General features: G+C 49.7%; 26 protein-coding genes. 16 read left to right on the top strand and 10 right to left on the bottom strand.

The features are described from left to right. Window positions 1-300: 300 nt before the first annotated feature. Both A3224_RS16775 and A3224_RS04395 read right to left on the bottom strand, forming a co-directional pair. The gene (locus tag A3224_RS16775) at window positions 301-1,455 is read right to left on the bottom strand and encodes a DUF6152 family protein (protein ID WP_156481421.1); all 1,155 of its coding nucleotides are present in this window, start codon (window positions 1,453-1,455) and stop codon (window positions 301-303) included. A gap of 346 nt (window positions 1,456-1,801) precedes the next feature. Beyond that, entirely contained in the window at window positions 1,802-2,416 is a 615-nt protein-coding gene (locus A3224_RS04395) for a DUF2799 domain-containing protein (RefSeq protein WP_175487724.1), read from the bottom strand. Window positions 2,417-2,850: 434 nt separating this feature from the next. On the opposite strand from A3224_RS04395, the gene A3224_RS04400 reads away from it, so the two are divergent. The 10 genes from A3224_RS04400 to A3224_RS04430 all read left to right on the top strand — a co-directional run bounded on the left by A3224_RS04400 (window position 2,851) and on the right by A3224_RS04430 (window position 10,822). Next, window positions 2,851-4,293, top strand: a complete 1,443-nt coding sequence (locus tag A3224_RS04400) for an amidase (protein ID WP_067151998.1) — start codon at window positions 2,851-2,853, stop codon at window positions 4,291-4,293. Then, window positions 4,290-5,489, top strand: a complete 1,200-nt coding sequence (locus A3224_RS04405; protein ID WP_067151999.1) for a pyridoxal phosphate-dependent aminotransferase — start codon at window positions 4,290-4,292, stop codon at window positions 5,487-5,489. The genes A3224_RS04400 and A3224_RS04405 overlap by 4 nt, the downstream gene beginning before the upstream one ends. 468 nt (window positions 5,490-5,957) lie before the next feature. After that, the gene (locus A3224_RS04410) at window positions 5,958-6,194 is read left to right on the top strand and encodes a hypothetical protein (protein WP_067152001.1); all 237 of its coding nucleotides are present in this window, start codon (window positions 5,958-5,960) and stop codon (window positions 6,192-6,194) included. Window positions 6,195-7,229: 1,035 nt separating this feature from the next. Next, complete coding sequence (locus tag A3224_RS16440; RefSeq protein ID WP_074900445.1) at window positions 7,230-7,544, top strand: hypothetical protein; 315 nt, start codon at window positions 7,230-7,232, stop codon at window positions 7,542-7,544. A gap of 90 nt (window positions 7,545-7,634) precedes the next feature. Beyond that, a complete protein-coding gene (locus tag A3224_RS04420; RefSeq protein WP_067152005.1) occupies window positions 7,635-7,967 on the top strand; it encodes a hypothetical protein in 333 nt (110 codons plus the stop codon). Next, window positions 7,948-8,301, top strand: coding sequence for a hypothetical protein (locus A3224_RS16780; RefSeq protein ID WP_156481422.1), 354 nt, complete (start codon window positions 7,948-7,950; stop codon window positions 8,299-8,301). Before A3224_RS04420 ends, A3224_RS16780 begins: the two co-directional genes overlap by 20 nt. A gap of 96 nt (window positions 8,302-8,397) precedes the next feature. Beyond that, entirely contained in the window at window positions 8,398-8,781 is a 384-nt protein-coding gene (locus A3224_RS04425) for a hypothetical protein (RefSeq protein WP_067152007.1), read from the top strand. A gap of 432 nt (window positions 8,782-9,213) precedes the next feature. Next, window positions 9,214-9,687 (top strand): hypothetical protein, encoded by a 474-nt coding sequence (locus A3224_RS16785; RefSeq protein WP_156481423.1) that lies wholly within the window; start codon window positions 9,214-9,216, stop codon window positions 9,685-9,687. 136 nt (window positions 9,688-9,823) lie between these two features. Next, on the top strand, window positions 9,824-10,450 hold the full coding sequence (locus A3224_RS16445; RefSeq protein WP_082817379.1) for a DUF3885 domain-containing protein: 627 nt from the start codon (window positions 9,824-9,826) through the stop codon (window positions 10,448-10,450). Between the two features lie 66 nt (window positions 10,451-10,516). Continuing rightward, window positions 10,517-10,822 carry a hypothetical protein gene (locus A3224_RS04430; protein WP_156481424.1) on the top strand — a complete coding sequence of 102 codons (306 nt, stop codon included), beginning with the start codon at window positions 10,517-10,519 and terminating at the stop codon, window positions 10,820-10,822. Window positions 10,823-11,101: 279 nt separating this feature from the next. Here A3224_RS04430 and A3224_RS04435 read toward each other — a convergent pair whose 3' ends face one another. Continuing rightward, window positions 11,102-11,956: a hypothetical protein gene (locus A3224_RS04435; RefSeq protein WP_067152011.1), complete on the bottom strand. Its 855-nt coding sequence runs from the start codon at window positions 11,954-11,956 to the stop codon at window positions 11,102-11,104. Window positions 11,957-12,287: 331 nt separating this feature from the next. Continuing rightward, entirely contained in the window at window positions 12,288-12,737 is a 450-nt protein-coding gene (locus tag A3224_RS04440) for a hypothetical protein (protein ID WP_067152012.1), read from the bottom strand. Between the two features lie 273 nt (window positions 12,738-13,010). Here A3224_RS04440 and A3224_RS04445 point away from each other — a divergent pair, with 273 nt between their 5' ends. Continuing rightward, the gene (locus A3224_RS04445; RefSeq protein ID WP_067152015.1) at window positions 13,011-13,508 is read left to right on the top strand and encodes a PaaI family thioesterase; all 498 of its coding nucleotides are present in this window, start codon (window positions 13,011-13,013) and stop codon (window positions 13,506-13,508) included. 410 nt (window positions 13,509-13,918) lie between these two features. Here the strand turns inward: A3224_RS04445 and A3224_RS17455 are convergent, their stop codons facing one another. Both A3224_RS17455 and A3224_RS17460 read right to left on the bottom strand, forming a co-directional pair. After that, window positions 13,919-14,491, bottom strand: a complete 573-nt coding sequence (locus tag A3224_RS17455) for a hypothetical protein (protein ID WP_331709195.1) — start codon at window positions 14,489-14,491, stop codon at window positions 13,919-13,921. Next, window positions 14,475-14,897 carry a hypothetical protein gene (locus tag A3224_RS17460; protein WP_323054285.1) on the bottom strand — a complete coding sequence of 141 codons (423 nt, stop codon included), beginning with the start codon at window positions 14,895-14,897 and terminating at the stop codon, window positions 14,475-14,477. The genes A3224_RS17455 and A3224_RS17460 overlap by 17 nt, the downstream gene beginning before the upstream one ends. 231 nt (window positions 14,898-15,128) lie before the next feature. Between A3224_RS17460 and A3224_RS04455 the strand changes: the two genes are divergently transcribed. Next, window positions 15,129-15,764 (top strand): hypothetical protein, encoded by a 636-nt coding sequence (locus A3224_RS04455; protein WP_067152017.1) that lies wholly within the window; start codon window positions 15,129-15,131, stop codon window positions 15,762-15,764. A 400-nt stretch (window positions 15,765-16,164) separates the two neighbouring features. Here A3224_RS04455 and A3224_RS04460 read toward each other — a convergent pair whose 3' ends face one another. Next, complete coding sequence (locus A3224_RS04460) at window positions 16,165-16,737, bottom strand: hypothetical protein (protein ID WP_331709196.1); 573 nt, start codon at window positions 16,735-16,737, stop codon at window positions 16,165-16,167. Window positions 16,738-17,189: 452 nt separating this feature from the next. On the opposite strand from A3224_RS04460, the gene A3224_RS16790 reads away from it, so the two are divergent. After that, the gene (locus tag A3224_RS16790; RefSeq protein ID WP_156481425.1) at window positions 17,190-17,669 is read left to right on the top strand and encodes a hypothetical protein; all 480 of its coding nucleotides are present in this window, start codon (window positions 17,190-17,192) and stop codon (window positions 17,667-17,669) included. Next, window positions 17,663-18,019 carry a hypothetical protein gene (locus tag A3224_RS04465; protein WP_067152019.1) on the top strand — a complete coding sequence of 119 codons (357 nt, stop codon included), beginning with the start codon at window positions 17,663-17,665 and terminating at the stop codon, window positions 18,017-18,019. Before A3224_RS16790 ends, A3224_RS04465 begins: the two co-directional genes overlap by 7 nt. A 300-nt stretch (window positions 18,020-18,319) precedes the next feature. Here A3224_RS04465 and A3224_RS04470 read toward each other — a convergent pair whose 3' ends face one another. Further along, window positions 18,320-19,303 (bottom strand): transposase, encoded by a 984-nt coding sequence (locus A3224_RS04470; RefSeq protein WP_067152021.1) that lies wholly within the window; start codon window positions 19,301-19,303, stop codon window positions 18,320-18,322. A 3-nt stretch (window positions 19,304-19,306) separates the two neighbouring features. Continuing rightward, window positions 19,307-20,436 (bottom strand): IS3 family transposase gene (locus A3224_RS04475; protein WP_407939252.1). Its coding sequence is split into 2 segments (ribosomal slippage): window positions 19,307-20,178 and window positions 20,178-20,436, totalling 1,131 coding nucleotides; the frame shifts between segments, so codons are not numbered across the junction. 251 nt (window positions 20,437-20,687) lie between these two features. Here A3224_RS04475 and A3224_RS04485 point away from each other — a divergent pair. Continuing rightward, window positions 20,688-21,209, top strand: coding sequence for a hypothetical protein (locus tag A3224_RS04485; RefSeq protein WP_067152025.1), 522 nt, complete (start codon window positions 20,688-20,690; stop codon window positions 21,207-21,209). Window positions 21,210-21,211: 2 nt separating this feature from the next. Further along, window positions 21,212-21,790, top strand: a complete 579-nt coding sequence (locus A3224_RS04490) for a hypothetical protein (protein ID WP_067152026.1) — start codon at window positions 21,212-21,214, stop codon at window positions 21,788-21,790. A gap of 602 nt (window positions 21,791-22,392) precedes the next feature. On the opposite strand, the gene A3224_RS04495 is transcribed toward A3224_RS04490, so the two are convergent. After that, the gene (locus A3224_RS04495; RefSeq protein WP_407939274.1) at window positions 22,393-22,983 is read right to left on the bottom strand and encodes a hypothetical protein; all 591 of its coding nucleotides are present in this window, start codon (window positions 22,981-22,983) and stop codon (window positions 22,393-22,395) included. Between the last annotated feature and the right edge of the window lie 221 nt (window positions 22,984-23,204).

Consider the following 23,204-nt stretch of genomic DNA (forward strand, 5'->3'; position numbering starts at 1 on the left):
TAGGACGGACATTTCGAAAGCGCACGAGTACTTCCCTGTAGCTCCGACGGATACATCCCTGTATCCGATGGTTTCGAAATGCCCGTCCTATCACCTGATCTTCACATTCGCCCGCGAAGAGCTTCTGCCACCAGAAAGTGATTTAATCAGAGGTTCCTTATAAAATGTGCGAATAGTTTCCTGTAGCGTCTATAAATATATCTATAGATGCTACAGGAACTACTCCTGCGTTTTCAAAAAAGCGCTGCGTGAGCGCTCTGAAACCAACGACAGAGCGCATGCGATTTAATCAGAGATTAATTAGCGTTTCTCATAGGTTAGGTCGTCGCATTCATAGGGGAAGTATTGCGATTCTGTCAGCTTCACAACGTCTTCGCCGTGTACTTTCTCTTGCAAGTACAAAGGATCCTCTATTTCATACGAACGGTGGAGTGATAGCCCGTCATCACTGAGATGAAAACGCTCAACGATATGGAGTTGATCGCTGTTTTTGGCTGCGCCATTCGGATGCGGTGGTGCATGTATGTAACCAGGAGCAAAGCCTATGGTGTCTACAATCAATACGCCGTCTTCCCACTTGCCTATTGAGTGACCTGCCACACTGGGCTCAATATCTGCTGGATGCTGGTCCAAGTCGAGGTGAATCGTGCGAACGATGTCCATGAAACCATAATGAATGGTGATTTCATCTTCGGTCTGATCAATGCGATTCACTAATTGGTCGAATGTCCAGTCATCTATGATGTTGGTTGCTTTACAGTGCAGGCGAGGGCTGTCTTCAAATCGGTAACCTGCAACGGCCTGCTCGCCTGCCTCTGTTAGTTTGAACTGTGGCCGATTCGGGTCTCGTGGCGGACGCTCACCCATGGGCGGGCGCTCCCCCCTAGGAGGACGCCCATCTTCTGGCGCGGCTGCCAGATCTTGTCGCGGAGCTGATTTTGAGGAAGGTTTTTGGGGGCGAGGTCTCTCTTTGCGCTGGTCGCTTACCCAGTTGCCGCCGATGTTTGGTGTTCCATCCGGTAGAGTGATTTTTCTGGGTTGTTTAACTAAATTTCCAGAGTTGTCAAAAACAGAATTTCGGTTAATTGTCAGCCCGTTGGTAAAATGTATGCTGTTTGCATGGCAGGCGAGATCTTCACTGCGTGCTGGCGCACCAATAATGGTGATTTCCTCTCCTTTTTTAAAGAGGCTGGAAGACCATCCTGCTCTCTTTAATGCGCTTCCTGTGCCTAGATCACAGCGCCAGTTTTCGGCGTTGCCTGCGCTATTTTTAACATCGAAATAGATGTACGCATGCGGGTTGACTAACCTTATTTTTGTTATTTTTCCTGTTATCTTTATTTGTTTAGAGGTGTCAAATTGACCATTTACACCATGGTGGGCCATGGCACTGTTGGCGAACATTGCGGTGCACGCAATTCCAATACATATATTTTTGAAAAGAAATTTTTTCATTTGATGTTGCAGATTCGGATGGTAAGGATGTTTCTTTTATTCTAAGTGAAGTCATTCGCACTACAGTGATAGGAAAAGTAAATATGTGTAAATTTATGCATGACTGGGTAAAGAGATGCATCCAAGGAACCTCCGATCAGCTCTCTCTGGAAGCAAAGATAGCTCGAGGCCAGATAAGAGGTTTAGGTGAAGGGGTGGGCGTTCAGAAGCCCACTATATTCCCGGTGTGAATTAATCAGAGAAGCTTTGATTTGCTTCCTGGCAGTAAAGTGGCTTCAAAATCAGAGCTTCATATCATGGGTCTGATGAATCATTTCCGTCAGCAGAAAAACTTATCAGAGAGCGTTTAGTAGGGCGATCGGGCAAGCACTTCCTGATATTCCGCCTCGCGCAGCGCCAGCTCCTGTTCCAGGTCTTCGATATCCAGCTCCAGCTCCGTGTGGCGCTCCTTGAGACGGGCGATATCGGCGAGCAGGGTCACCCGCTCTTCTTTGGTGGCCTCGTCACTGACCAGGTGTGCGCTCATTTCAGTAATGTCATCGAGAATATGTTCCCGTTCTCTTTCCAAATCGCTGATGGCTGAGGCCACCTGATTAACGGCGCTCTGGGCCAGATAAATATCGCGGCCGGCGCTGTGGCCACGGAGAAAAAGCCCTTCCAGATCAGCGGGGCAGACACCACTGTAGGTGCCCCCGGCACGGCCCAGGCGGAAACCCTGGTGTTCGGTACAGTAGAGTTGCAATCCCTCGTCGCGGCCAGTCCGGTAGGAGGCGGTATCCGGTCGCACACCGTGCTTGGCGCAGGCTTCGCGACGCTTGCTCAACTGTGCAATCTGCAAACCCGCCGCCCCATCTTCATAGCCGATTGCGCGCCAGTCCGCCGTCAGACACTCTTCTTCACTCATTGTGGCGCAGCCGCCGACCAGGATCAGGGCTGTGAAGGGAATTATCCAGGCTGTCATTTTCATTTGTTCTTGCCCCTTAAACGGAATTCTGCAACCGGCAATTTATCTTGCCGAGCTGACTACAACCTGAATTCTTCACAAAAAATGAGACTTTGGGAACCTCTGAATAATTTGCCCTCTGGCGACAAAGGTACTTTTCACCCAGATGAGAAGCTCTGGTTCTGAAATGGACATTTCGAACCGCTCTATACAAGGGCGTATCCGGCGGAGCTACAGGGGCGTATTCGCGCATTTTCGAAATGTCCATCTCATTGTCTGAGCGTCCCGGAATCAGCTACAGCATTCGGGTGAATTAATCAGAGGTACCTTTGGCGTCATCTTTGGTGGGTGCACGGGGCGGCGGTGTCCACGTGAATCTGGGGGTCTACTCGATAAAGGCCGGTCTGCGCGTACTAGGATGGGGAGACTAGCAGGGAAAAGAGGAAGGGCCGATGCGTGAGTTCGCCAGTATGGGTGTGGTGGAATTGCTGGAAGGGTACAAAAAAAGGGCTTTTTCCCCGCTGGAAGTCACAGAATCGTTGCTGGACCGGATAGAACGCTGCAACAGGATAGTCAATGCCTACTGCCTGGTGGACAGGGACACCACTCGCGCAGCGGCGCGGACCTCGGAGGCGCGCTACCGGGCGGGGGCGCCGCAAGGTTTGCTCGATGGCATACCAGTGGCGATCAAGGATGTGTTTCTGACTCCTATGTGGCCGACGCGCAAAGGATCAAAAACCATTGATCCGGCAGCCACGCTGGGCAAGTCGGCACCTGCGGTGTCGGCGCTGGCGCGCAGCGGTTGTGTGCCCCTGGGTAAGACCACAACACCAGAATTCGGTTGGAAGGGTGTGACTGACAACCCCATAGATGGCGTAACCCGCAACCCTTGGGCGCCGGAGAAAACCGCCGGCGGGTCCAGCGGCGGCAGCGCCGCGGCGGTGGCCCTGGGCTTGGGGCCGCTGGCGCTGGGGACCGATGCCGGTGGTTCTATTCGTATTCCCGCCGGGTTCTGCGGCATTGTCGGCCTAAAACCCAGTTTCGGTGAGGTACCCCATTGGCCGCCGAGCCCCTTCGGCACCCTGGCGCATGCCGGTCCTATGGCTTGGACGGTGGCGGACTGCGCTTTGGCGATGAATGTGCTGACGGAGACGGACTACCGGGATGTCCACGCGGTGCCGAGGCGCAACATTGACTACGTCGAGGCTATCCGGGGAGAGCCCGGGCAGTTACTCAAAGGGTTGCGTATCGCTTTTAGCGCCGACCTCGGCTATGTGCAGGTAGAGCGAGAAATAGAAGAGAAGGTGCGCGCCGCCGCACGCTTGATGGAATCGCTGGGGGCCGATGTCACCGAAGTGGACCCGGGCTTCGACGACCCTCTGGCGGCATTCGGGCATCTCTTTTACAGTGGCGCTGCCAACGCGCTGCGCGAGCTCGACAAACGCCAACGGGCGCTGATGGACCCACAGCTGGTGGCAGTGGCAGAAAAGGCCGCACAGCTGACGGTGCTTGATTACTTGGCTGCGGTGAATGAGCGCACGGCACTGTGTGAGCGTATGGCCGCTTTCCACCGCACCTACGATTTGCTGCTGACACCAACGCTGCCAATCACAGCGTTCAAAGCTGGTCGCGAGGTGCCGGAAGACTGGACCAGCACTCGCTGGCCATCCTGGACCCCCTTTACCTACCCGTTCAACCTCACCGGGCAGCCGGCGCTGTCTGTGCCCTGCGGTTTTTCCAGTGCGGGACTGCCCGTCGGATTACAGCTGGTGGGGCGGCGCTTCGAAGACGCCACAGTGTTGCGTGCCGGTCAGGCGTACCAGCTGGCGGCGCCACTGACCGATATGCGTCCGCGGCTGTTTTCTGCAGGAGAAGCAGGGGGGGAGGCGATGTGAACAGTTTGGATTTCGACTTCTATGAATCCGAGGACCCGCTGTGGAACCCGGCACTGCTGACGATTCCTGTGCCGGGAATCCGTAAGATGGTTAATCTGGCAGCTACCATGGACGACGTTATTCATTTGTCCATTGGCCAGCCGGACGCACCGGCGCCGCCCCATGTGATACAGGCCGCGGTGGATGCGCTGGAGGCGGGCCAGACCGGCTACACCATGGACGCCGGCCTGCCGGAATTGCTGGAGGCCTTGGCGGTTTACAACAATGCGCGCTATGGGCGCGGGATCTCGCCAGAAAATATTCTTGTCACCACCGGCGCTACCGAGGCCATCTATTTGGCGCTCACCGCTGTATCCGCGCCGGGGCGCGAATTTATTGTCCCGGACCCGTCATTTATGCTTTATGCGCCGCTGATCCGTATGAACGGCGGCGAGGTGAAATACATTCCCACACGCGCGGAGAATAACCACCAGTTGGACCCAGTGGAAGTGATCGATGCCATTGGCAATAAAACCCACGCGATCGTGCTTAATTCCCCCAGCAATCCCACCGGCACTGTCTACCCGCGCGAAACCATTGAGATGATCGTGCAGGAGGCCGCCTACCGGGGCGTCTATGTGATCAGCGATGAGGTCTACGATCACCTGGTGTATGACAACCGTGAATACGCCAGTGTTTTGTCTTGCTGCTCCGATTTGGACCACGTGATGGTGATCAGCAGTTTTTCCAAGACCTTCAGCATGGCGGGTATGCGTATTGGATGGATGATTGCAAGCCAAGGGGCCATCAGGAAGCTGCGGCGCTACCATATGTTCACCACTACCGTTGCCAACACACCCTGTCAGTGGGCCGGTGTCGCCGCGCTCCAGGGAGAGCGCGGGTTTATTGATCGCATCGTCGAAACTTACAAACAGCGGCGTGATCGTTTGGTGCAACTGGTGGAGAAAACCCCTTACCTGGAGGGGTATATACCCGAGGGCGCTTTTTATCTATTTCCCTCGCTGCCGGACGGCGTCAACGGCAGCAATGTCGCGTTGCGCCTTTTGCGCGAAACAGGCGTCTGCACCATCGCCGGAGACACTTTCGGCGAATCCTGCCGCAGCGCTTTGCGCATCAGCTACGCCACTTCCATCGACAATATTGAAAAGGCCTTCGAGCGGATAATTCCCTGGATGGCGCGGCAGGATTTTGGCTAGGGAACCTCTGATTAATTCGCGTGAAAACAACGGTATGTTTCGGGGCGCTCAGGCAATAGGACGGATATTTCGAAAACGCACAAGTACTTCCCTGTAGCTCCGCTTTTGATCCGCCCTGCGGTTTGGCTCGTTACGGGTGGTCAGCTGTGAGGGCTTTTCAGCGCCGCGGGCGTGCAACTCAAATTTAATTTGGTAATAGCGCTTTCCTTAGTGCCGCACACGGACCAGCTTTAGGTTGGAAACCGTACCCCCCTCTATAAAAAAGTGTTGTTTCACGAGTTGTCAGTGCCTGCGTGTAAAACTTTCAACCAATCATGGGAATGACCTCCATATTTTGAATATCTTTAGGGCGGAGTAGCTATCTCTCTGTTTTTTCAAAATTGTATTTTTTGATAAATTTTCCGCTGTATTTTGGGGCTTTCTATGTGAGAGGTGGGCATCTGTGAAATAGAAGAGCTGCTAACAGCGATGCGCGGAGTGTTCGAAAGAGCCTGTCAAGTATACGTGGAGTTGTGCGACTTTATCACTGCCGAGTCGCTGTCTATTGCTGTTGTGACAGCGAGCTGGTTTGAGCTGTACTCGCCAGGAACTGAGTCGGTCAGCGAGCAAGCCATAGAGAAGCTTGTCGAGCAGCGTCAGAACGCTGCGCGCCGCAAGGCATCTCGGCTGTTTTCAGAGGTAGAGCTGGCAATATTGGGCGATTGACAGGCGCTGGAAATCAAAGCGCTAACCTTGCCCATGAAGGATATACTGAAAGCCTAGGGCATATTGCTGTGGGCACGGATAACCAGATTTCCCTTTAAATAATGTTTACATCAACCGCCCAGTTAGGAATATTGATGGACAGAATATTGATGGATGTCCATGAATGTTTTCTTTTCCAAATAAAGAAGTCCAATTGGTACTTTTCAACATCGACTCCTACGTTAACGCCCACTTTTTCTTTGTGAGTTGTCACAAGCACTGTTACTTGCTAAATTCGAGCTCGAAGCCCATTCGACTGTTCGAGATAAAATCGGGTCGGGGTAGCGTCCCAGCTTGTTAACGGTATCGAGTACCTGGCATGCACCGGACTGCCACCCCGGTAACTAGTTGCCGCTAGCTACGGGCTTCAACCTAACATCGATGAGAGTAGTTTGATATAGATATTGGACCATACAAGAAAAGGCAGGGCGACGCCAAAAAGCGGCGCGCCTGCTTTTGGCGTTATCTCTATACATGAAGAAGTATCTTTATATGTTAATGCCACTATCAGTTGCTGTAGTAATTTGGCTTGTAGTTGATTCGGATAAACGTACATTGGGGACGGTATTAGCTGTCAATAGTCTACCTAGCGAGACTCGAATCTTGGACCACGCAACTTTTTCTTGGACAGACTATCGAGAAGAGTTCCTTATTTCATTTTCAGGGAACTACGAAGACCTATTAGTTGGCAGAGAATTTATGATATGCGATCCTCAAGAAAGTAGTAAAAAGGCCGCAGCAGGGCTTAAAGCTCACGAATAAATGAAACTTAAATACTGTTATGGCGCGGGAAATTGGCATTCAGAGCTGGGCGCTGTAACAGTCTTATTAAATGAATAAAGATCAAAGGCAGTTGTGGTTTTTGATCAGGACTAGGCGCTAATAAAGTTGTCAAATTGACAGTTTTTCCGTCGCCCCTTTTTGTGCTAGATGGCACAAATAGGCTCCTCCAAAACTGCAATTTACAACGGCGTTAAAAGTACAGGGAAACATCAAGTGGAATTTGTCGAAATTGAGCTAACCCAAGGCAATATCAACAACAATCACCTTTACCTGTCTTCGGTGATCGAGTTTTTTCCACCAGATTCTATCGGAGGCAGCAACGACAGCAGCCTCGCTCCGAGGCTCCTCGAAGTCCATAGCGGCATAACGTCTCCAGTTCGTACTGATATCGCTGGCGATAAGAAAATTTTTCGCCGTCGGGCTTGGGTTGGTGAATTTTTCAAGGTTCATAATTTGGCTTCTGGCGACCGGGTGGTAATCGAGAAAACGGGCGCCGACCGCTATCACGTGTACCCAAAACGAACCTAATCTTGTTGTAGTTCGTTTCGGTCGGCGGCCTCCACCGGACGCGCCTGTCGAGGCGCCGCTAAACAAAAGCGTTAACTTTTATTGAGAATCATGGAAGCAAAAAGTATCTACATAGCTACAATCCATATGAAATCAAAAATCGATTGGGATAAGTCATCTGGTAACGAGTGGTCGTTTGTGGGAGAAGGTAGCGACTTCAAAGAGTTAGAAGTACAAGAGTTCATAGACTCATACTTTACAGAAGATGAACTTTATCTTGTAATTGACCGGCATAATTCTTTTGCTATACCAAAGAGTAAAGCTGGAGCTGAAGTAAAGGCCAAGTTGTCCAACCAAGATATTACACTCTGCAATAATGCATTTAGCAAAATGGTTGAGTTTAGTTACATAGGGGTGGCCAAGCATGATGCCATCAAAAGTTAACAAGGCCAGGAACGCGACGCCTGCCGCATTCCTCTTTGGTATCGTCGGATTACAAGTTGTCATTGGCTTACAAGCATTTAACCCAATGTCCGCTAAAACATGGTCACGTCCAAACTGGAGACTTAACCATTTTAATTTCAAACAGCCGCTCCAGTTCTTTCACTTTGGCGGTTGGTTTATGCTCGTAGGGTCTATTCCATATTTACCTGAAATCATTGAGGGCAATCAAGAATGTCTATTTTTGGCTGCAATGCCAGCCTCGTTTGGGCTTGGTATACTAATAGGCGTAAGATTGTCAGTCTTAATATTTCGCAAGAAATTCAGCCATGCTTAACAAAGCCAAGCACGATCGCCAGTAAAGCTGGCTGGGCCTCCATTTCGCGGCGCCGCCGCTACATTGCGCCCGTGTTGGCGGCGTTAGTACTCAATTATGAAAGAACATATACCTTACGAAGAGAAATCTGGAAGGCAGCCAGACTTCATTGTCAAATACGAAATTGATCTGGCTGAGGAAATAAAAAACGCGAAGCCTGGCCAAGGTATGAGAGTTGATTTTCTCTATGATGGTGACGACCCACAGGTTGAGGGTACACACATGATCTGGCCTGAAATCCTTGATGCAAATGGCCACGTTATCAGAGACGCCACTCCGGGAAATATTCCGAAAAGAGGCTACGCCAATATGTGGGTTCTCAGTGAAGAGCGCCGTGAGTACCATCACAAACGACTTAAAGTCGGCACCAGAGGTACCTGGTGGCGCGGGGGGCGCATTGCTTACGTCACTGTTGTTCAGATCAATCCGTTCCCGTGCTAACCAGGCGTTCAATCGGACAATTTAAACCACTGCGGCCTCCGTTTTGCTGCTTAACTTGGCGTTAATAGCTAAGAGCCCGGAAGGCCTCAGGCACTAAAGAAGGGAGTTGCTTTCAAGTGTTTACCACCGTTCAAGTCGTCTCCCCGCAAAACACTGTAAAATCCGCAAGTTTCGTGTTCTGGTTCCTTTCGCCATGGATTAGGTTAAGTGCAAGCTATATTGCAGTGGGTATTCGGGAATTGGTGTCAGGGATCAACTGTCCGGTAACCGGCCATTAACAAGGCTAGGCATTTCGTTCCGGCTCTGTGGGCCTCCACCGGACAGCTCACTTTGTGCACTTTATACGCAGGTCGCTTCGCTCCCATTTTCGCGCATAAAGCTCCCAAAGCAAGCTGCCGCTGCTCGCGGCGTTATGTGTAAACAGGTAGCAACATGAGTAATTTATTTGAAGTAAGAGATAAAGAAGGGAATATAAGGCGGTATATTTCAATACTTTCTCATGATTTTGTCTTTGATAAGGGTTTAATATCAGAAGCAATTTTAGGCGAAGTAGTTGGAAGCGCAGATGATGGGAGAATTACAGAATTCAGACCTAATCCAGTGTTCCTAAATTTATTGCATCGAACAATTGAAGAGAATGGAATAAATGCCAAGCCACTAATTGATGAGGCGTTAAGGCAGCATGACGGTGTGGTAGTAGTAATAGATGGTAGAGTAAAAAATAAAGATGATGGCGTTCCTCCAGAGGATATTATTGGTCTATTCTCTGTTGTTGATGGTCAATTAGCCGAATACAAGCCAAATCCAAATTACTTACTTTATACAAATAAAGGCTTTATGATCTTAGAGAAAAGTTTGCACTCTTGCTTAGAGCGTGTAGTGTTTGAAAAGTATGAAAACACATAACAATTCGCTCAAACACCGTTCCGACCTTCGGCCTCCACTGGGCTCCCAAAGCCCCGCTCGTTTGTGCATTTGCTTCGCAAATTATTGCACAAATCAGATCCACTTTGTGCGCTGTTTAGCTATGCGTTAAGGCATCATGAATATTCGAGAACAGATTGAAAATACGTTTGACGGAAAGGCTTTCAAAAGGCCTCTCTTTTATAATTATGAAGGTGGTCTTAGATTTGAGCTTTCTGAAGGTGGTAACTACTTAAATAAATTTCTTACAGCACACCGTAAAGCAATGGGGGTTTGTAGTCAGATTTTTAGTGGGTGTGAAGATATAACAGTTTGCACAAGGGTCTATGGCGGAAAAAGATTGTTGTCCAGCCTGTCAACTCTAAGACCTTTGCGAGAGGCGGGGCTATATCCAATATCTGGTAAAGAACATTGGACAGAGTTCGACGAAGAATGGCTTGGAGATGAAGATTATTCTGATTCTCTATGGCATTACATAGCTTTCAACGCACCTTCCGAATATATTATTAATGCCTTATGGTGTGCTCTATCCTCGGACTTTGGATGTATTAATCCAAATCCAATGGCGGATATATATTTGTTCAATCTAAGTAAAGAGGTTATGGTTTTTCCCTATGATGATCGAGGCATGGATATAGCTGGCCCAAACAAACAGTTTCTTAAAGAGCTGTATGATCAGTTTGAGCAATATCTACTGGATTACGATAAGGAAGCTATGGATGCAGTATTTGGCAAAAACCCTTAACAAGGCCATCAATTTGACCGTCTTACGCTGCGCTTCCGTCAGCAAATTATGGCGGTGTTAAATGGCATGGAAGAAATAACACTATACCAAGATAAAGTTGAGCTCCCTTTCCTAGTTAAGGGAGAGACACATATAGCAGTCGCTAAATGGAGTGATGTAAAAGCACATTTCTCTTTGCAGGAACTAAAAGAGGTGTTTGAGGGCTACTTACAGGCAGAGTCAGACGAAGCCGCATATCTTGGCGTATGGAGCAAAAGAACTTGTAGTAAGTTTCGTCGTGTTTTGAAGGATAAAGGGATAACCTTGAGTATTATATCGGGGTTACCAGGTTCTAATTTTAAAATTACAGGGCAAGTCAGGCATGCCACTTAACCAGATTGGGCATACTCGCCTTTCGGGCTGGACATCCGCAAGCTGTGCTTGCTCCGGTCCATGCCGAGAGCGTTATACGTAAAAAGGTAACTTCTTGTTTTATGGGTGTCCATGAACCGCCGCCACCGGAATGGCTCTCACAGGGCTTGCAAGAGTGGCTTCTCTACAAAATCTCTGAGCACAAAGCCCTGATTAAAGGAACAGTAATGCATAGAATCCGATCCCAATATATCCGATGGCACATGAGCGCAGCCAGATGGCAAAGTGTTTCCGGTTGGCTTAAATGGTATCGGACAGGTTTTTATAGTGAAGCTTCACCCCTTGTATCAGAATCTCTGAGTCTTCGACCAGTGGGCTCCACCAGTGCTTAAGGGAAGCTGCTGTCATTTCTGTTAGGCCAAAGCTTACCGTCAGGAGAAAGGATGGTGTGAGCACACAAGTGTAACTGAGTGCTTTCGGGTAGTTCTGGCGGGGTGCCCAGATGTATCTAAGCCAGTTAACACCATTGAACATCATTGATTCATAGTTCTTTGGTGGATCGAAAAGCTGTGTAGCTATTTGTTCATCAATTGATTCCTGATCCCATCCGCGCGGCTCAAGTTCATTCTGTGTTCTTGCTCTGATTTTCCAGTTTCGCCCTCCTTCGGATTCAAGGTGAGCGTAGTAATCGTCCGTCAGGTATTGCTCAAGCATCGCTGTATTGCCTACCTCAAGGCGTAAGCCGTTTTTGATTCTTTCTAGTTGCCAGGATGTGGTGACGATGACGTAAGGGCCCTGGGGAACAGGCAGAAACCGTGTAGGTTCCAGCTTGGGACGCCCATATTTCCAGTTACTGACACCCAGTCTCAGAATGTCATGCTCAGTACGGTACTCGTATGCCATTTCTGGAGCGGGAATGTTTTTAAGATCCACATTTGTAGGGTATTCTGCCTCGCCACCAAAGGATGCGGCAGGTAGAAAAAATTCCACATCAACGACGCCGCAGTCCACACGTCGGTGATCACAGTGCTCAAGGTCCGGGCCACCGAGTATTTCCCTGAACGGCGCGGTAAAGGGGCGGGTCAGTCGCTTGAGAAACGAAGAGGGTGTCCGCCTATATCGCACGGGCGGGATTGTTGCTGCGAGTTTTGCCATTACTCAGTCTCTCCGTGCTGGTCGATATTCCCTGGCATAGGCTGCATGTTTACGGTTCCTTCAGATGTGGGCGCTCAGTCACTACCTGCCGATTTTCGACCTTCATCCCGAATTAAAAGTCGGGGAATATCATGGTATCTATCTGCAAGTTATTGATAAATTGCAAATATATATTCTGATTCAATTGCATGAAAGATTCTTCTCGGCATTTTGTCTTAGTAGTTGTCTGTGTTTCCATTGCTCTGGAAGTCTTTTCAGTTTTCAGGGTTATAAACTTTGCATAGAGAATCTGCCTGGGAGCCTTCTCTCTTTTCGGTCCTTTTCTTCCCCACTAGAAGAATTCAAGATCCAGATACCGCTTCTTCAACCCGCCGGGTCGCCGTACTCCAGGCGTGAAGGTGAGTGGCTTTGTCCATCCGCTGTCAGATTTCACAGTCAACCTGCAGCGCTTTTTGTGGATGAAGTTGAACTCAATGGCCTGCTCGCCAACAATGTTCAGATCCTCCAGTGTCCCGTTGGCGAGGTAGCCGCCGAATTCCAGCGAGTCCAGAACCTCGGCATTACTTGCAATCAGGTAGATACGCAAGGTTTCTTCATATGGAATATCGTCTGTGATAAACAGCAGGTAGTGGCCGTCGTATAAGTGATACTGGGCTACAATCAGAGCGCCTTTGAGTTGGCCACTAAATGGTTCATTGCCTTTTATCAGTTGGAGGTATGGGGCTTGGCTATTGTCGGAGCTTTTGAGCAAATTGGATGAAAACCGATCGATTTTTTCCATAGGAGAGCTTTGTCTTTGCTGTTTTACTCGTAAACCCTGACCGTAAACGCAGGAACCTCTACAGCCAATACTACCCCTAGTTATAAAGGCTTACTTTGAACTACCCCAGAGAACCCTACGTCAATCGAAAAGAACCAAGTGGTCCTGTTTCACTACAGTGTCAGTGATGATTATAAGCTTATGCCATTTGCTCTTGATTTTTAGGTATGATGCAAACCCGGTTGCGGTTTTTTAACCGCTTGAATATGTGGTTTTGCGAAGGAGTCTTTGGCTATGAGCAGTGTTCCCGCCGCCTTGCAGGATATGGCCGCTCCGGATGGAGTCTGTTTCGGTTGCGGAAGTTCCCACCCTGAGGGACTGCAATTGAAGAGCTATTGGGATGAAGACGGGGTTCACGTGGTCTGCAGGCACACGCCGGATCCGAAATTCCACGGTTGGCCGGGGCTGGTTTATGGTGGTCTGGTGGCCATGCTGGTGGACTGCCATTCCAACTGGACTGCCATGGCTTACCACTATCGTGCAGAAGGCCGTGAGCCAGGCAGCTTGCCGCGCATTGATTGCGTTACCGGGAAGCTTAACCTCACCTTCATCAAACCGACCCCAATGGGTGTGGAGCTGACCCTTAAAGCCAGGGTCGAGGGTGAAGTAGGGCGCAAGAGTCGGGTGATCTGCGAAGTCTGGGCGGGTGATGTGCTGACGGTAACTGCGGATTCGATCTTCGTTCGGGTGGATGCTGAACAACTGAAGGCCCAGGCACACGGTCGCGCCTAGGGAAATGTGTGGTGCAGGTCAATGTGTCTGGTTAGTCTGATGCATAACTCTGAGACCGGGGGCCGCACCTCGTCTATTACCTGGTGGAAGAAACTACCTGGGCGGCGTAAACATGCTGGAGCTGAACTGGAGCCGCTGGCTGGGCGATCAGGGAGAAGGGGAGGTTGGGCTATAGTGAGGGCGGCTCCTATGGTTGTGACAGCCTGTTGTAATGCCAAGCAAAACTGGACACCCACAAATTGAGGAAGGCAGAGAAAACTGGCTCGAAGACAGCAGCACAGCTATACGGAAGCTTACGAGGTGGGGAAGCTGTCTGATTTTGGTGGTATCTCGCGCCAAACGTGGTATTTGGCGTAAAGAGAGATCTTTCGCCACAAGCCGGCGATGGACTCTGCAGAAAAAATAAAAGTTCAGGGAGAAGCTGGCGGTGAGAGATACCACTCGCACTCACGAATAGCCTGCCCCCAGCGTTTTCCGAGCCGCTCACAGGCACTGCGCACCGAGTGCGCGGCGCCAACCAAGGACTTGAAGCGGCTTTCGAAGTTTCGGTTCAGGTAGAGCCAGTACCGAGGGTTGATCTGCAACCGTTCTAGAATTGGTGGTAGTTGTTCGTCGATCGCGCCTCGCTTGTCTTCACGAAGGCAACGGCCGCTCCAGTCCACCAGCTCCAGATAGTCCTGTAACTGAAACGGCAGTCCCACTGACATGGACTCTCGCGGATTACCAACAAAGGGAAAGAGCCGCTGCGGCTGTTTGCCATCCCGAGCTGCCGAAATACGCCGTTGTATGGAAGTGTGGTCTGAGGTTTCGGGTGTATCGGCCATTTTGTCTCGGATTGGGTTCATATCTACATACGCCATACAGGCAGTCAAGGCCCGTTCGTCGAGCAAGGTCTGAGACTTGAATCGGCCCTCCCAGAAAGGACCGGTGCAGCCATCCTCTCGATTGGCTTGGCGGGCAATGGACTCATTGAGCATCCGCATAAACCAACTGATATCTATCAGCCGTGTACGCCATTCTGTGGCTACTTCCTCCAGCCGAGCCAGTTCCGCAGCGTTCAAGGTTAAAACGTTGGGAGAGCAGAGAGCCTTTACAGAGTTGATGCCAGCGATCCACCACCTCGCTTAGCGTCCAGGATTCAGCCTCTCCAATATTGATATGCAGTACCACATGATAATGGTTGCTCATTACTGCATAAGCACAGATATCCAGCGCAAATATCTCGGTCAATTCCAATAGGCGATCTTCGATCCACTGTCTCCGATGCTCGAAGCAGCGCCCGGTGCGCTCATCCTTGCCGCACAGGAATGCGCGGCGCACGCAGCGGGAGACGCGATGATAGTAGAGCGTAGCTTCGAGAGAGATCAGGGATTTGCGCGGATTTCCCATTTTTACTGTATATATAAACAGTATTTTATAATCGGTAGGAAATATTGCAATATAATTGGCAGTGAAAGCATTTTGTTTTATGGGAGCATGAATTCAAGCGCACGAAATCTATCATTTGGAGCCGGGAAATCAGGCTCGTTGGAAGGATGGTGGCTTCGGTAAGATTATTGCTCAGAAGTAGGATACTCGAATGGCGCGCGGTGTTGTAGATATTTGGAAGAGAAATTCAAAATGAAATTGACAGAGATAACGACGGCAAGCCTTGTTGGATTTTTTGTTTTGCTTTTTTCTGTAGACTTATTTGCATACGAGGTGAGACAGAAAAGCTTGCAAGAGCTGTTTTATGAATCGGCGAAAATTTCTAAGGTAAGAATTGTTGGTGCGGATCAGATCATTATCAGTATTGACGGTAAAGATTATGATTGCGGATTAGAGTACAGGGCGGAGGTGCTCTCAAACTTTAAAGGTGAGGGTGCAGAGGTGGTGTTTAGATCCGCTTATCCGTTATTGGTCGGAAATAAATATTTACTCTTTTTGAGTTCAGAATATTTGGATGCCCGCGTTGACTATTTATCGATGGGAAAGAGGGATTTGGTTGGTTACGAAGCGTGTACTGAAGGGGGCTCTTTGTATGCCAGTGGCTTCCATGGTAAGATATTTGAATTTGATTCATTATGGGAAACAGTAACAGGGGAGGCTGCTGTTAAGGCTGTTGTAGAAGCCCCATTCTTATCGTCTCTGAAAGCTGAGAAAGTTGAGTTCAGTAGCGGCCAAGTTCCTAAAGAGTACCTAGAGGCGTTGTCTTATTGGCGTATCTCTTGGAAAATTTTTGAGAAAGAGCTGCTTGATTTGTCTTCTAGAAAATAAATCTAGAAGAGCCTCTGCATCTGAATAGATCCAAATTTTTATCCGTAAAAACACCAAAGCCCCGGCAGATTGCCCTGCCGGGGCTTTGTCGTATCTGGCGGCTCGCCCTATCGGTTGGCCGTCTTGCCCATGACTTTAGTTAGGCTGGCCTTCTTCATCAAACTGTCCATCATCACGATCAGCACCTGCTGGTCCTCGTCCGGCAAAAACAAAATTGGACACCCACTAATTGAAAAGTTGATGGGAAGTCTAGTGCCTATTCAGTCTGCTATTGCCAGAGCTTGTTATACGGACAAGTAGACCACAAGGTCCTGTGTGCAATTGCGCCAAACAGTTTTGTTGGGGCGCAGCAGTCCTTCGCAGAAGCCCGCGATGTTATTTTTCAAGGAAAGGCAAAACTTTAGGAGGTGATCGGAGGAGATAGATATCGCTCGCAGTCGTGAATACCCTGTGCCCAGCGTTTGCCGAGCTGCTCACAGGCAGAGCGCACTGAATGGGCGGCACCAACCAGAGACTTGAAGTGGCTTTCGAAGTTTCGGTTCAGGTAGAGCCAGTGCCGAGGGTCGATCTGTAATCGTTCTCGAATTGGTGGTAGTTGTTCGTCGATAGCGCCTCGTTTGTCTTCACGAAGGCAATGGCCGCTCCAGTCCACCAACTCCAGATAGTCCTGCAACTGAAACGGCAGTCCCATTGGCATAGGTTTTCGTGGGTTACCAACGAAGGGGAAGAGTTTTTGTGGCTGTTTGCCATCCTGAGCTTCTGATATACGCCGTTGTATGGAAGTGTGGTCTGAGGTTTCGGGCGTATCAGCCATTTTGGCCCGGATCGGGTTCAGATCCACATAGGCCATACAGGCAGCCAGGGCCCGCTCGTCGAGCAAAGCCTGAGACTTGAATCTACCTTCCCAGAAACGACCGGTGCATCCATCCTCTTGATTGGCTTGGCGGGCAATGGACTCATTGAGCATCAGCATAAACCAACAGATATCTATCAGCCGTGTACGCCATTCTGTGGCTACTTCCTCCAGCCGGACCAGTTCCGCAGTGTCCAGGCATCAGCCTGTGCTGCATTGATATGCAGTACCACATGGTAGTGGTCACCCATGACTGCATTGCATAAGCTCAGATATCCAGCGCAAATACCCCCGGCCAGTTCCAACAGTCGATCTTCGATCTACTGCCTTCGGTGTTCGAAGCAGCGCCCGGTGCGCTCATCCCGGCCACACAGGAATGCGCGACGCACGCAGCGGGAGACGCAATGATAGTAGTGCGTAGCGTCAAGAGAGATCAGGGATTTGCGCGGGCGTCCCATTTTCTCCATTTGCGTGACTGTATGGATAAACAGTGTTTTCTATGAGGTAGAGAATGTTGCAATATGGTTGGCGTTGAAAGCTTTTTGTTTTGTGGGTGTCCATGACTTTTCATTGTGGGTGTCCATGACTTTTCAGCCTACGAAGAATATCTTGCTGAAATAGAAGCTGCTGGAGTGGATATTAGTAAAATTTCTGCCAAAGATAGGGCGATCGTAAAAGCCTTGATGGCAGATGAAAGTTTCCAAGTAGAAGCAACCAGAATATTTAATGAGGCTGTGGCTTCTGGTCGTGAGACTGAAATGATCCGCGTTTATCAGGTGGGCGAGTCTGAGTACTACATGACAACTGTTCAGGGGCAGCCTTGTTCTAATGGTAGCTCTACATGTATGAACCTTCCTGATCCGATTCCCTATCAAGGATTTAAACATGCCTTTGACTGGCATCCGCACCCTGGCGGGACTAGCCTTCCATCTTCGAGCGACTATATCAGCAGTGCAAGGTATAGAGTTCCCGGAGCCATCTGGTATAGTTGCGGAAGCTCATATCGGACAACCTACTATCAAGGTCAATGCAAGGTGGCTGATCAATGCTGAATGGTAAATCTGTAAAGCTCGTGGGTTTACTGGCGGTGTTTGGGGTGAGTTCGGTCTCTGTTCTTGGCTGCGCCCAAAATAATGCTTTCAGGAAATGCAGCTTTGAATACACAAATGAGATTAAGCGCGAGGTTGTGTCGCCTTTGCTAAAGGAGGAAGTTGCTGATCTGTTTCCTTACTTTAATGTGGAGAAACCCGCGATAGTCTCACCCCGAGGGAAGTCTAAAATAATACTCTCTCCAATTAATAGAGTAGATGGGCGTTATGCCATGAGTGAAGAAAGCTATGTTTTTGTTTTTGACACATGTACGTCCGAGTTGGTGGAGCATTACAAGGCTGTGAGAAACTGAGTCAAGGTGGCCGCACCACTAAATAGTTTTTGTAAAACTCAGAAAGCTCCGGCAGAGCCATCTGCCGGAGCTTTGTCGTTTTGGCTCTGACTTTACGAAGCCTGTTGTAACAAAATTGGACACCCATCAATTGAAAAATTGGTGGGAAATCTGCTGCATATTCAGTCCACTATTGCCATAGCTTGCTATTCGGGCAAGTAGAACCTGCGTCCTATGTGGAATTTCGCCAAACAGCCTTGTTGTGGCGCAGCAGTCCTTCGCAGAAGCCCGCGATGTTATTTTTCAAGGAAAGGAAAAACTTTAGGAAGTGATCGGCGGGGATAGGTAGCGCTCGCAGTCACGGATACCGTGAGACCAGCGTTTTCCGAGTTGCTCACAGGCGCTGCGCACCAAGTGCGCAGCTCCAACCAGAGACTTGAAGCGGCTTTCGAAGTTACGGTTCAGATAGAGCCAATACCGCGGGTCGATCTGTAGCCGTTCGAGAATCGGCGGCAGTTGTTCATCGATCGCGCCGCGCTTGTCTTCACGAAGGCAACGGCCACTCCAGTCCACCAGCTCCAGATAGTCCTGTAACCGAAACGGCAGTCCTATTGGCATCGGTTCTCGTGGGTTACCAGCGAAGGGGAAGAATTCTTGTGGCTGTTTGCCATCCCGAGCTGCCGCAATACGCCGTTGTATGGAAGTGTGGTCTGAGGTTTCGGGCGTATCAGCCATCTTGGCCCGAACTGGATTCAGGTCCACATAGGCCATACAGGCCGCCAAGGCCCGTTCGTCGAGCAATGCTTGAGACTTGAATCGGCCCTCCCAGAAACGACCAGTGCAGCCATCTTCCTGATTGGCTTGCTTGGCAATAGATTCATTGAGCATCCGCATAAACCAGCTGATATCCATCAGCCGTGCCCGCCATTCTGTAGCTACCTCCTCCAACCGGGCCAGTTCTGCAGCGTTCAAGGTTTCGTTATGGGCATAACGTTGGGAGAGTGGGGAGCCTTTACAGAGTTGATGCCATCGGTCTACCACCTCTCTCAGTGTCCAGGCTTCAGCTTGTGCGGCATTGATATGCAGTACCACATGGTAGTGGTTGCTCATGACTGCATAAGCACAGATATCCAATGCAAATACTCCGGCCAGCTCCAATAACCGATCTTCGATCCACTGTCTCCGATGTTCGAAGCAGCGCCCGGTGCGCTCATCCCTGCCACACAGGAATGCACGGCGCACGCACCGAGAGACGCAATGATAGTAGGGCGTCGCATCGAGAGAGATCAGGTGACCTGCCCCCAATTTTTAATCCAACCTCGTGTTAGTAATGTTCGTGTTGATAGATTCTTTTTTGTGCGACCTGAACGCTGCAGCAAATTCCGCCGGTGTCTGATAGCCCAGCGATGAGTGTGGCCGCTGCTCGTTGTAGTCTTGCCGCCACTGGCTGATCAGCCCCCGAGCATGAGCCAAGTCCCGAAACCAGTGCTCATTGAGACATTCATCCCGAAATTTGCCGTTGAAACTCTCGATATATCCGTTTTGTGTCGGCCTCCCTGGCTGGATCAACTTTAGCTCAACCCCGTTGCGATAGGCCCACTGATCAAGCGCTTTGCCGGTAAACTCCGGCCCTTGATCTGTCCTGATGGCTTTGGGATAACCACGGAAGGCCGCTATGGCATCCAAACTCCTCACCACCTGCTCTCCAGATATCCCGCTGGCTACCTGAATATCGAGACACTCCTTGGTGAAATCATCGACAATGGTCAGACACTTGATACGACGGCCATTGGCCAGAGCATCCATCACGAAGTCCATCGACCACGTATGGTTCGGGGTTTCCGGTAGCGATAGAGGCTGTCGCTCAACCATAACGCCCTTGCGACGCCTACGTTTGCGGACGGCTAGTCCCGCCTCGTGATATAACCGATAGACCTTCTTATGGTTCACTTTCAGCCCTTCCCGACGCAGCATCTGGTGCACTCGCCGGTAGCCGAATCGCCGTCGCTCGAGTGCTATTTCCTTGATACGTTCAGCCAGTTCAGACTCTGTAGCCTTTTTGGACTGGTATCGCATGGACGCGCGAGATAACCCGACGAGCGAACAGGCCCTACGTTCTGAGATAGTCGTTTCCGACCGCATGATTTGTACGGCCTCGCGCTTGTTGCCGACGGTTAGTACTTTCCCTTAAGGGCAGCCTTCAATGCTTCCTGATCCAATAGAGACTCCGCCAGCAGCTTCTTAAGGCGGGCATTCTCCTGTTCCAAGGCCTTGAGCCGCCGGGCCTCAGATACCTCCAGACCTCCATACTTCTTACGCCAGGTGTAAAAAGTGGCATCCGAAATACTGTACTTGCGGCAAAGCTCTTTCACCGGGATACCGGCCTCAGCTTCCTTCAAGATTGGGATAATCTGTTCTTCAGTAAAACGTTTCTTCATGTTCATCGTCCTCATTGGTGATGAACATTACTAGGATTGAAGTGGACTAGAAAGTGGGGAGCAGGTCACAGGGATTTGCGCGGGTGTCCCATTTGGGCTATCCATTAATATGTATGGATGAACAGTATTTTCTATAAGGTAGAGAATGTTGCAATATGACTGGCGTTGAAAGCTTTTTGTTTTGTGGGTGTCCATGAATCGCATCTCGGGCTACTGGTGGGAAGTTTGCGAATGGGGCGGCTACTGCGGCGATGGCGTTTGCGATAAGTGCAGCTGCTCAATCCAGACAGAAAATTCCTGATTTCGATTTGAGTACGGTTGAAGGGCGAGAGCAGTACGCAAATTGGGTTTGGGAAAATAAAGGGATGTTTGGGATAGAGGCTGCGGACGGTACATCTTTTGAATATGTCGATGAGTATATGATGTACGACAACAATTTTGGCCGCGTTATATGTGATGGCCCTTGTACTCAAGTCGATAATGTTAGCCGCTTTGAGATGGGCGGAGAATATTTCCAAGACAGCAGTAAAATTGTTCTCTACCGTGGAGCATTCACTCCCATGGAAGCTGCGGTAATCATGGGGCCGGATTCAAATCCAACTATTCTTGGTAACCTAAATACGTCTCCTGCTGGCAGTGTTGTTTGGGCGATGGGACACGAGGCAGCTCATACGATGGGAGTGGATGTAGGTTCGGCAGTCTACCCTCACTTGGAGGCGGAAAATTACGGTTATAAGGCTTATCGGAGCTATAAGGCTTTGGGGGGTAAATAATTATGAAATGGAGTTTTCTGACGATTTTCTGTTTGACTGTGGTTGTTCAGTTAAAGGTTGAGGCAACTACTGTTCGGCCTCTCACCTTTGACAAGGTGATTTCTCAGGCGGATGTGGTAACCATAGGGTTTATTTATGAAGGGAAGACTGCTGCTCGGGATTTTACCAAGACGGGTTTCCAAACTCCCCCTAAGTATTGTGCTCATGCAGAACGGGCTATCTCTGGAGAATATGAAGGTGATTCAGTTTGCTTCTTTGCTCGGGCAGGGTTGAAGATTGGAGTGCCATACTTGCTTTTTCTTTCGAGGGGCGAAGATGTAGATAGCAACGGTGAGCCGGTAAGCTACGTGGGATCTTTGGCTTTAGAAATTGCAGAGCCGAACTCATTCCATGATTTTAGAGCTGTTCGTTGGGAAGCAATTAGGGATCCAGTAATTCCTGGGCTTGTTGAGGATAAGGCTTTAGTTGATTATCAGGATGCTAGTGATATTACGAATAAACAGTCTATTGTGGTTTATTCCTATTTTCCGTTAAAGGCCGTTGAGAAGACTGTTCGACAATTAAAAAGTAGTAATCACTGAATCTGATTAAAGCTGAAAAGTAGAACTGAAGCCCCGGCAGAGCCATCTAAAACAAAATTGGACACCCACCAATTGAAAAATTGATGAGAATGCTACTGCATATTCAGTCCGCTGTTGCCAAAATGTGCTTCAGTCCGCTGTTGCCAAAATGTGCTATTTGGCCAACAAAATTGGACACCCACTAATCAACAAAATTGGACACCCACTAATTGAAAAATTGGTGGGAAATCTGCTGCATATTCAGTCCACTATTGCCAGAGCTTGCTATACGGACAAGTAGACCCGACGTCCTGTGTGGAATTGCGCCAAACAGTTTTGTTATGGCGCAGTAGTATTTCGCAGAAGCCCGCGATGGAGTTTTTCAAAAGAAAGGCAAAACTTTAGGAAGTGATCGGCGGAGATAGATAGAAACAAAATTGGACACCCACTAATTGAAAAATTGGTGGGAAAGTTGCTGCATATTCAGTCCGCTATTGCCATAGCTTGCTATTCGAGTAAGTAGCGCTGACGTTCCGTGTGGAATTGCGCCAAACCGTTTTGTTGTGGTGCAGCAGTCCTTCGCAGAAGCTCGCGATGAAGTTTTTTCAAAGAAAGGCAAAACTTTAGGAAGTGATCGGCGGGGAGAGATAGCGCGCGCAGTCTCGGATTCCGTGGGCCCAACGTTTTCCGAACTGCTTGCAGGCAGAGCGCACTGAATGGGCGGTACCAACCAGAGATTTGAAGCGGCTTTCGAAGTTTCGGTTCAAGTAGAGCCAGTGCCGCGGGTCGATCTGCAACCGCTCGAGAATTGGCGGTAGTTGTTCGTCGATAGCGCCGCGCTTGTCTTCACGAAGGCAACGGCCGCTCCAGTCCACCAGCTCCAGATAGTCCTGTAACTGAAACGGCAGTCCCACTGACATGGACTCTCGCGGATTACCAACAAAGGGAAAGAGCCGCTGCGGCTGTTTGCCATCCCGAGCTGCCGAAATACGCCGTTGTATGGAAGTGTGGTCTGAAGTTTCGGGCGTATCAGCCATTTTGGCCCGGATAGGGTTCAGATCTACATAGGCCATACAGGCCGCCAGAGCTCGCTTGTCGAGCAGTGCCTGGGATTTGAATCTACCTTCCCAAAAGCGATTGGTGCAGCCATCCTCTCGATTGGCTTGGCGGGCAATGGATTCATTGAGCATCCGCATAAACCAGCTGATATCCATTAGCCTTGCTCGCCATTCTGCAGCTACCTCCTCCAGTCGGACCAGTTCCGCACTGTCCAGGCATCAGCCTGTGCTGCATTGATATGCAGTACCACATGGTAGTGGTTACTCATGACTGCATTGCATAAGCTCAGATATCCAGCGCAAATACCCCGGCCAGTTCCAACAGTCGATCTTCGATCTACTGCCTTCGGTGCTAGAAGCAGCGCCCGGTGCGCTCA

Origin of the sequence: Microbulbifer thermotolerans (genome assembly GCF_001617625.1) — a bacterium.
In the GTDB taxonomy this organism is placed as follows: Bacteria; Pseudomonadota; Gammaproteobacteria; order Pseudomonadales; family Cellvibrionaceae; genus Microbulbifer; species Microbulbifer thermotolerans.

Bases quoted from the DNA above. Each gene is read 5' to 3' on its own strand.
- A3224_RS16775 (WP_156481421.1), bottom strand. From the start codon at position 1,455: ATGAAAAAATTTCTTTTCAAAAATATATGTATTGGAATTGCGTGCACC.
- A3224_RS04395 (WP_175487724.1), bottom strand. From the start codon at position 2,416: ATGACAGCCTGGATAATTCCCTTCACAGCCCTGATCCTGGTCGGCGGC.
- A3224_RS04400 (WP_067151998.1), top strand. From the start codon at position 2,851: ATGCGTGAGTTCGCCAGTATGGGTGTGGTGGAATTGCTGGAAGGGTAC.
- A3224_RS04410 (WP_067152001.1), top strand. From the start codon at position 5,958: ATGCGCGGAGTGTTCGAAAGAGCCTGTCAAGTATACGTGGAGTTGTGC.
- A3224_RS04420 (WP_067152005.1), top strand. From the start codon at position 7,635: ATGGAAGCAAAAAGTATCTACATAGCTACAATCCATATGAAATCAAAA.
- A3224_RS16780 (WP_156481422.1), top strand. From the start codon at position 7,948: ATGATGCCATCAAAAGTTAACAAGGCCAGGAACGCGACGCCTGCCGCA.
- A3224_RS04425 (WP_067152007.1), top strand. From the start codon at position 8,398: ATGAAAGAACATATACCTTACGAAGAGAAATCTGGAAGGCAGCCAGAC.
- A3224_RS16785 (WP_156481423.1), top strand. From the start codon at position 9,214: ATGAGTAATTTATTTGAAGTAAGAGATAAAGAAGGGAATATAAGGCGG.
- A3224_RS16445 (WP_082817379.1), top strand. From the start codon at position 9,824: ATGAATATTCGAGAACAGATTGAAAATACGTTTGACGGAAAGGCTTTC.
- A3224_RS04430 (WP_156481424.1), top strand. From the start codon at position 10,517: ATGGAAGAAATAACACTATACCAAGATAAAGTTGAGCTCCCTTTCCTA.
- A3224_RS04435 (WP_067152011.1), bottom strand. From the start codon at position 11,956: ATGGCAAAACTCGCAGCAACAATCCCGCCCGTGCGATATAGGCGGACA.
- A3224_RS04440 (WP_067152012.1), bottom strand. From the start codon at position 12,737: ATGGAAAAAATCGATCGGTTTTCATCCAATTTGCTCAAAAGCTCCGAC.
- A3224_RS04445 (WP_067152015.1), top strand. From the start codon at position 13,011: ATGAGCAGTGTTCCCGCCGCCTTGCAGGATATGGCCGCTCCGGATGGA.
- A3224_RS17455 (WP_331709195.1), bottom strand. From the start codon at position 14,491: ATGCGGATGCTCAATGAGTCCATTGCCCGCCAAGCCAATCGAGAGGAT.
- A3224_RS17460 (WP_323054285.1), bottom strand. From the start codon at position 14,897: ATGGGAAATCCGCGCAAATCCCTGATCTCTCTCGAAGCTACGCTCTAC.
- A3224_RS04455 (WP_067152017.1), top strand. From the start codon at position 15,129: ATGAAATTGACAGAGATAACGACGGCAAGCCTTGTTGGATTTTTTGTT.
- A3224_RS04460 (WP_331709196.1), bottom strand. From the start codon at position 16,737: ATGCTGATGCTCAATGAGTCCATTGCCCGCCAAGCCAATCAAGAGGAT.
- A3224_RS04465 (WP_067152019.1), top strand. From the start codon at position 17,663: ATGCTGAATGGTAAATCTGTAAAGCTCGTGGGTTTACTGGCGGTGTTT.
- A3224_RS04485 (WP_067152025.1), top strand. From the start codon at position 20,688: ATGGCGTTTGCGATAAGTGCAGCTGCTCAATCCAGACAGAAAATTCCT.
- A3224_RS04490 (WP_067152026.1), top strand. From the start codon at position 21,212: ATGAAATGGAGTTTTCTGACGATTTTCTGTTTGACTGTGGTTGTTCAG.
- A3224_RS04495 (WP_407939274.1), bottom strand. From the start codon at position 22,983: ATGGATATCAGCTGGTTTATGCGGATGCTCAATGAATCCATTGCCCGC.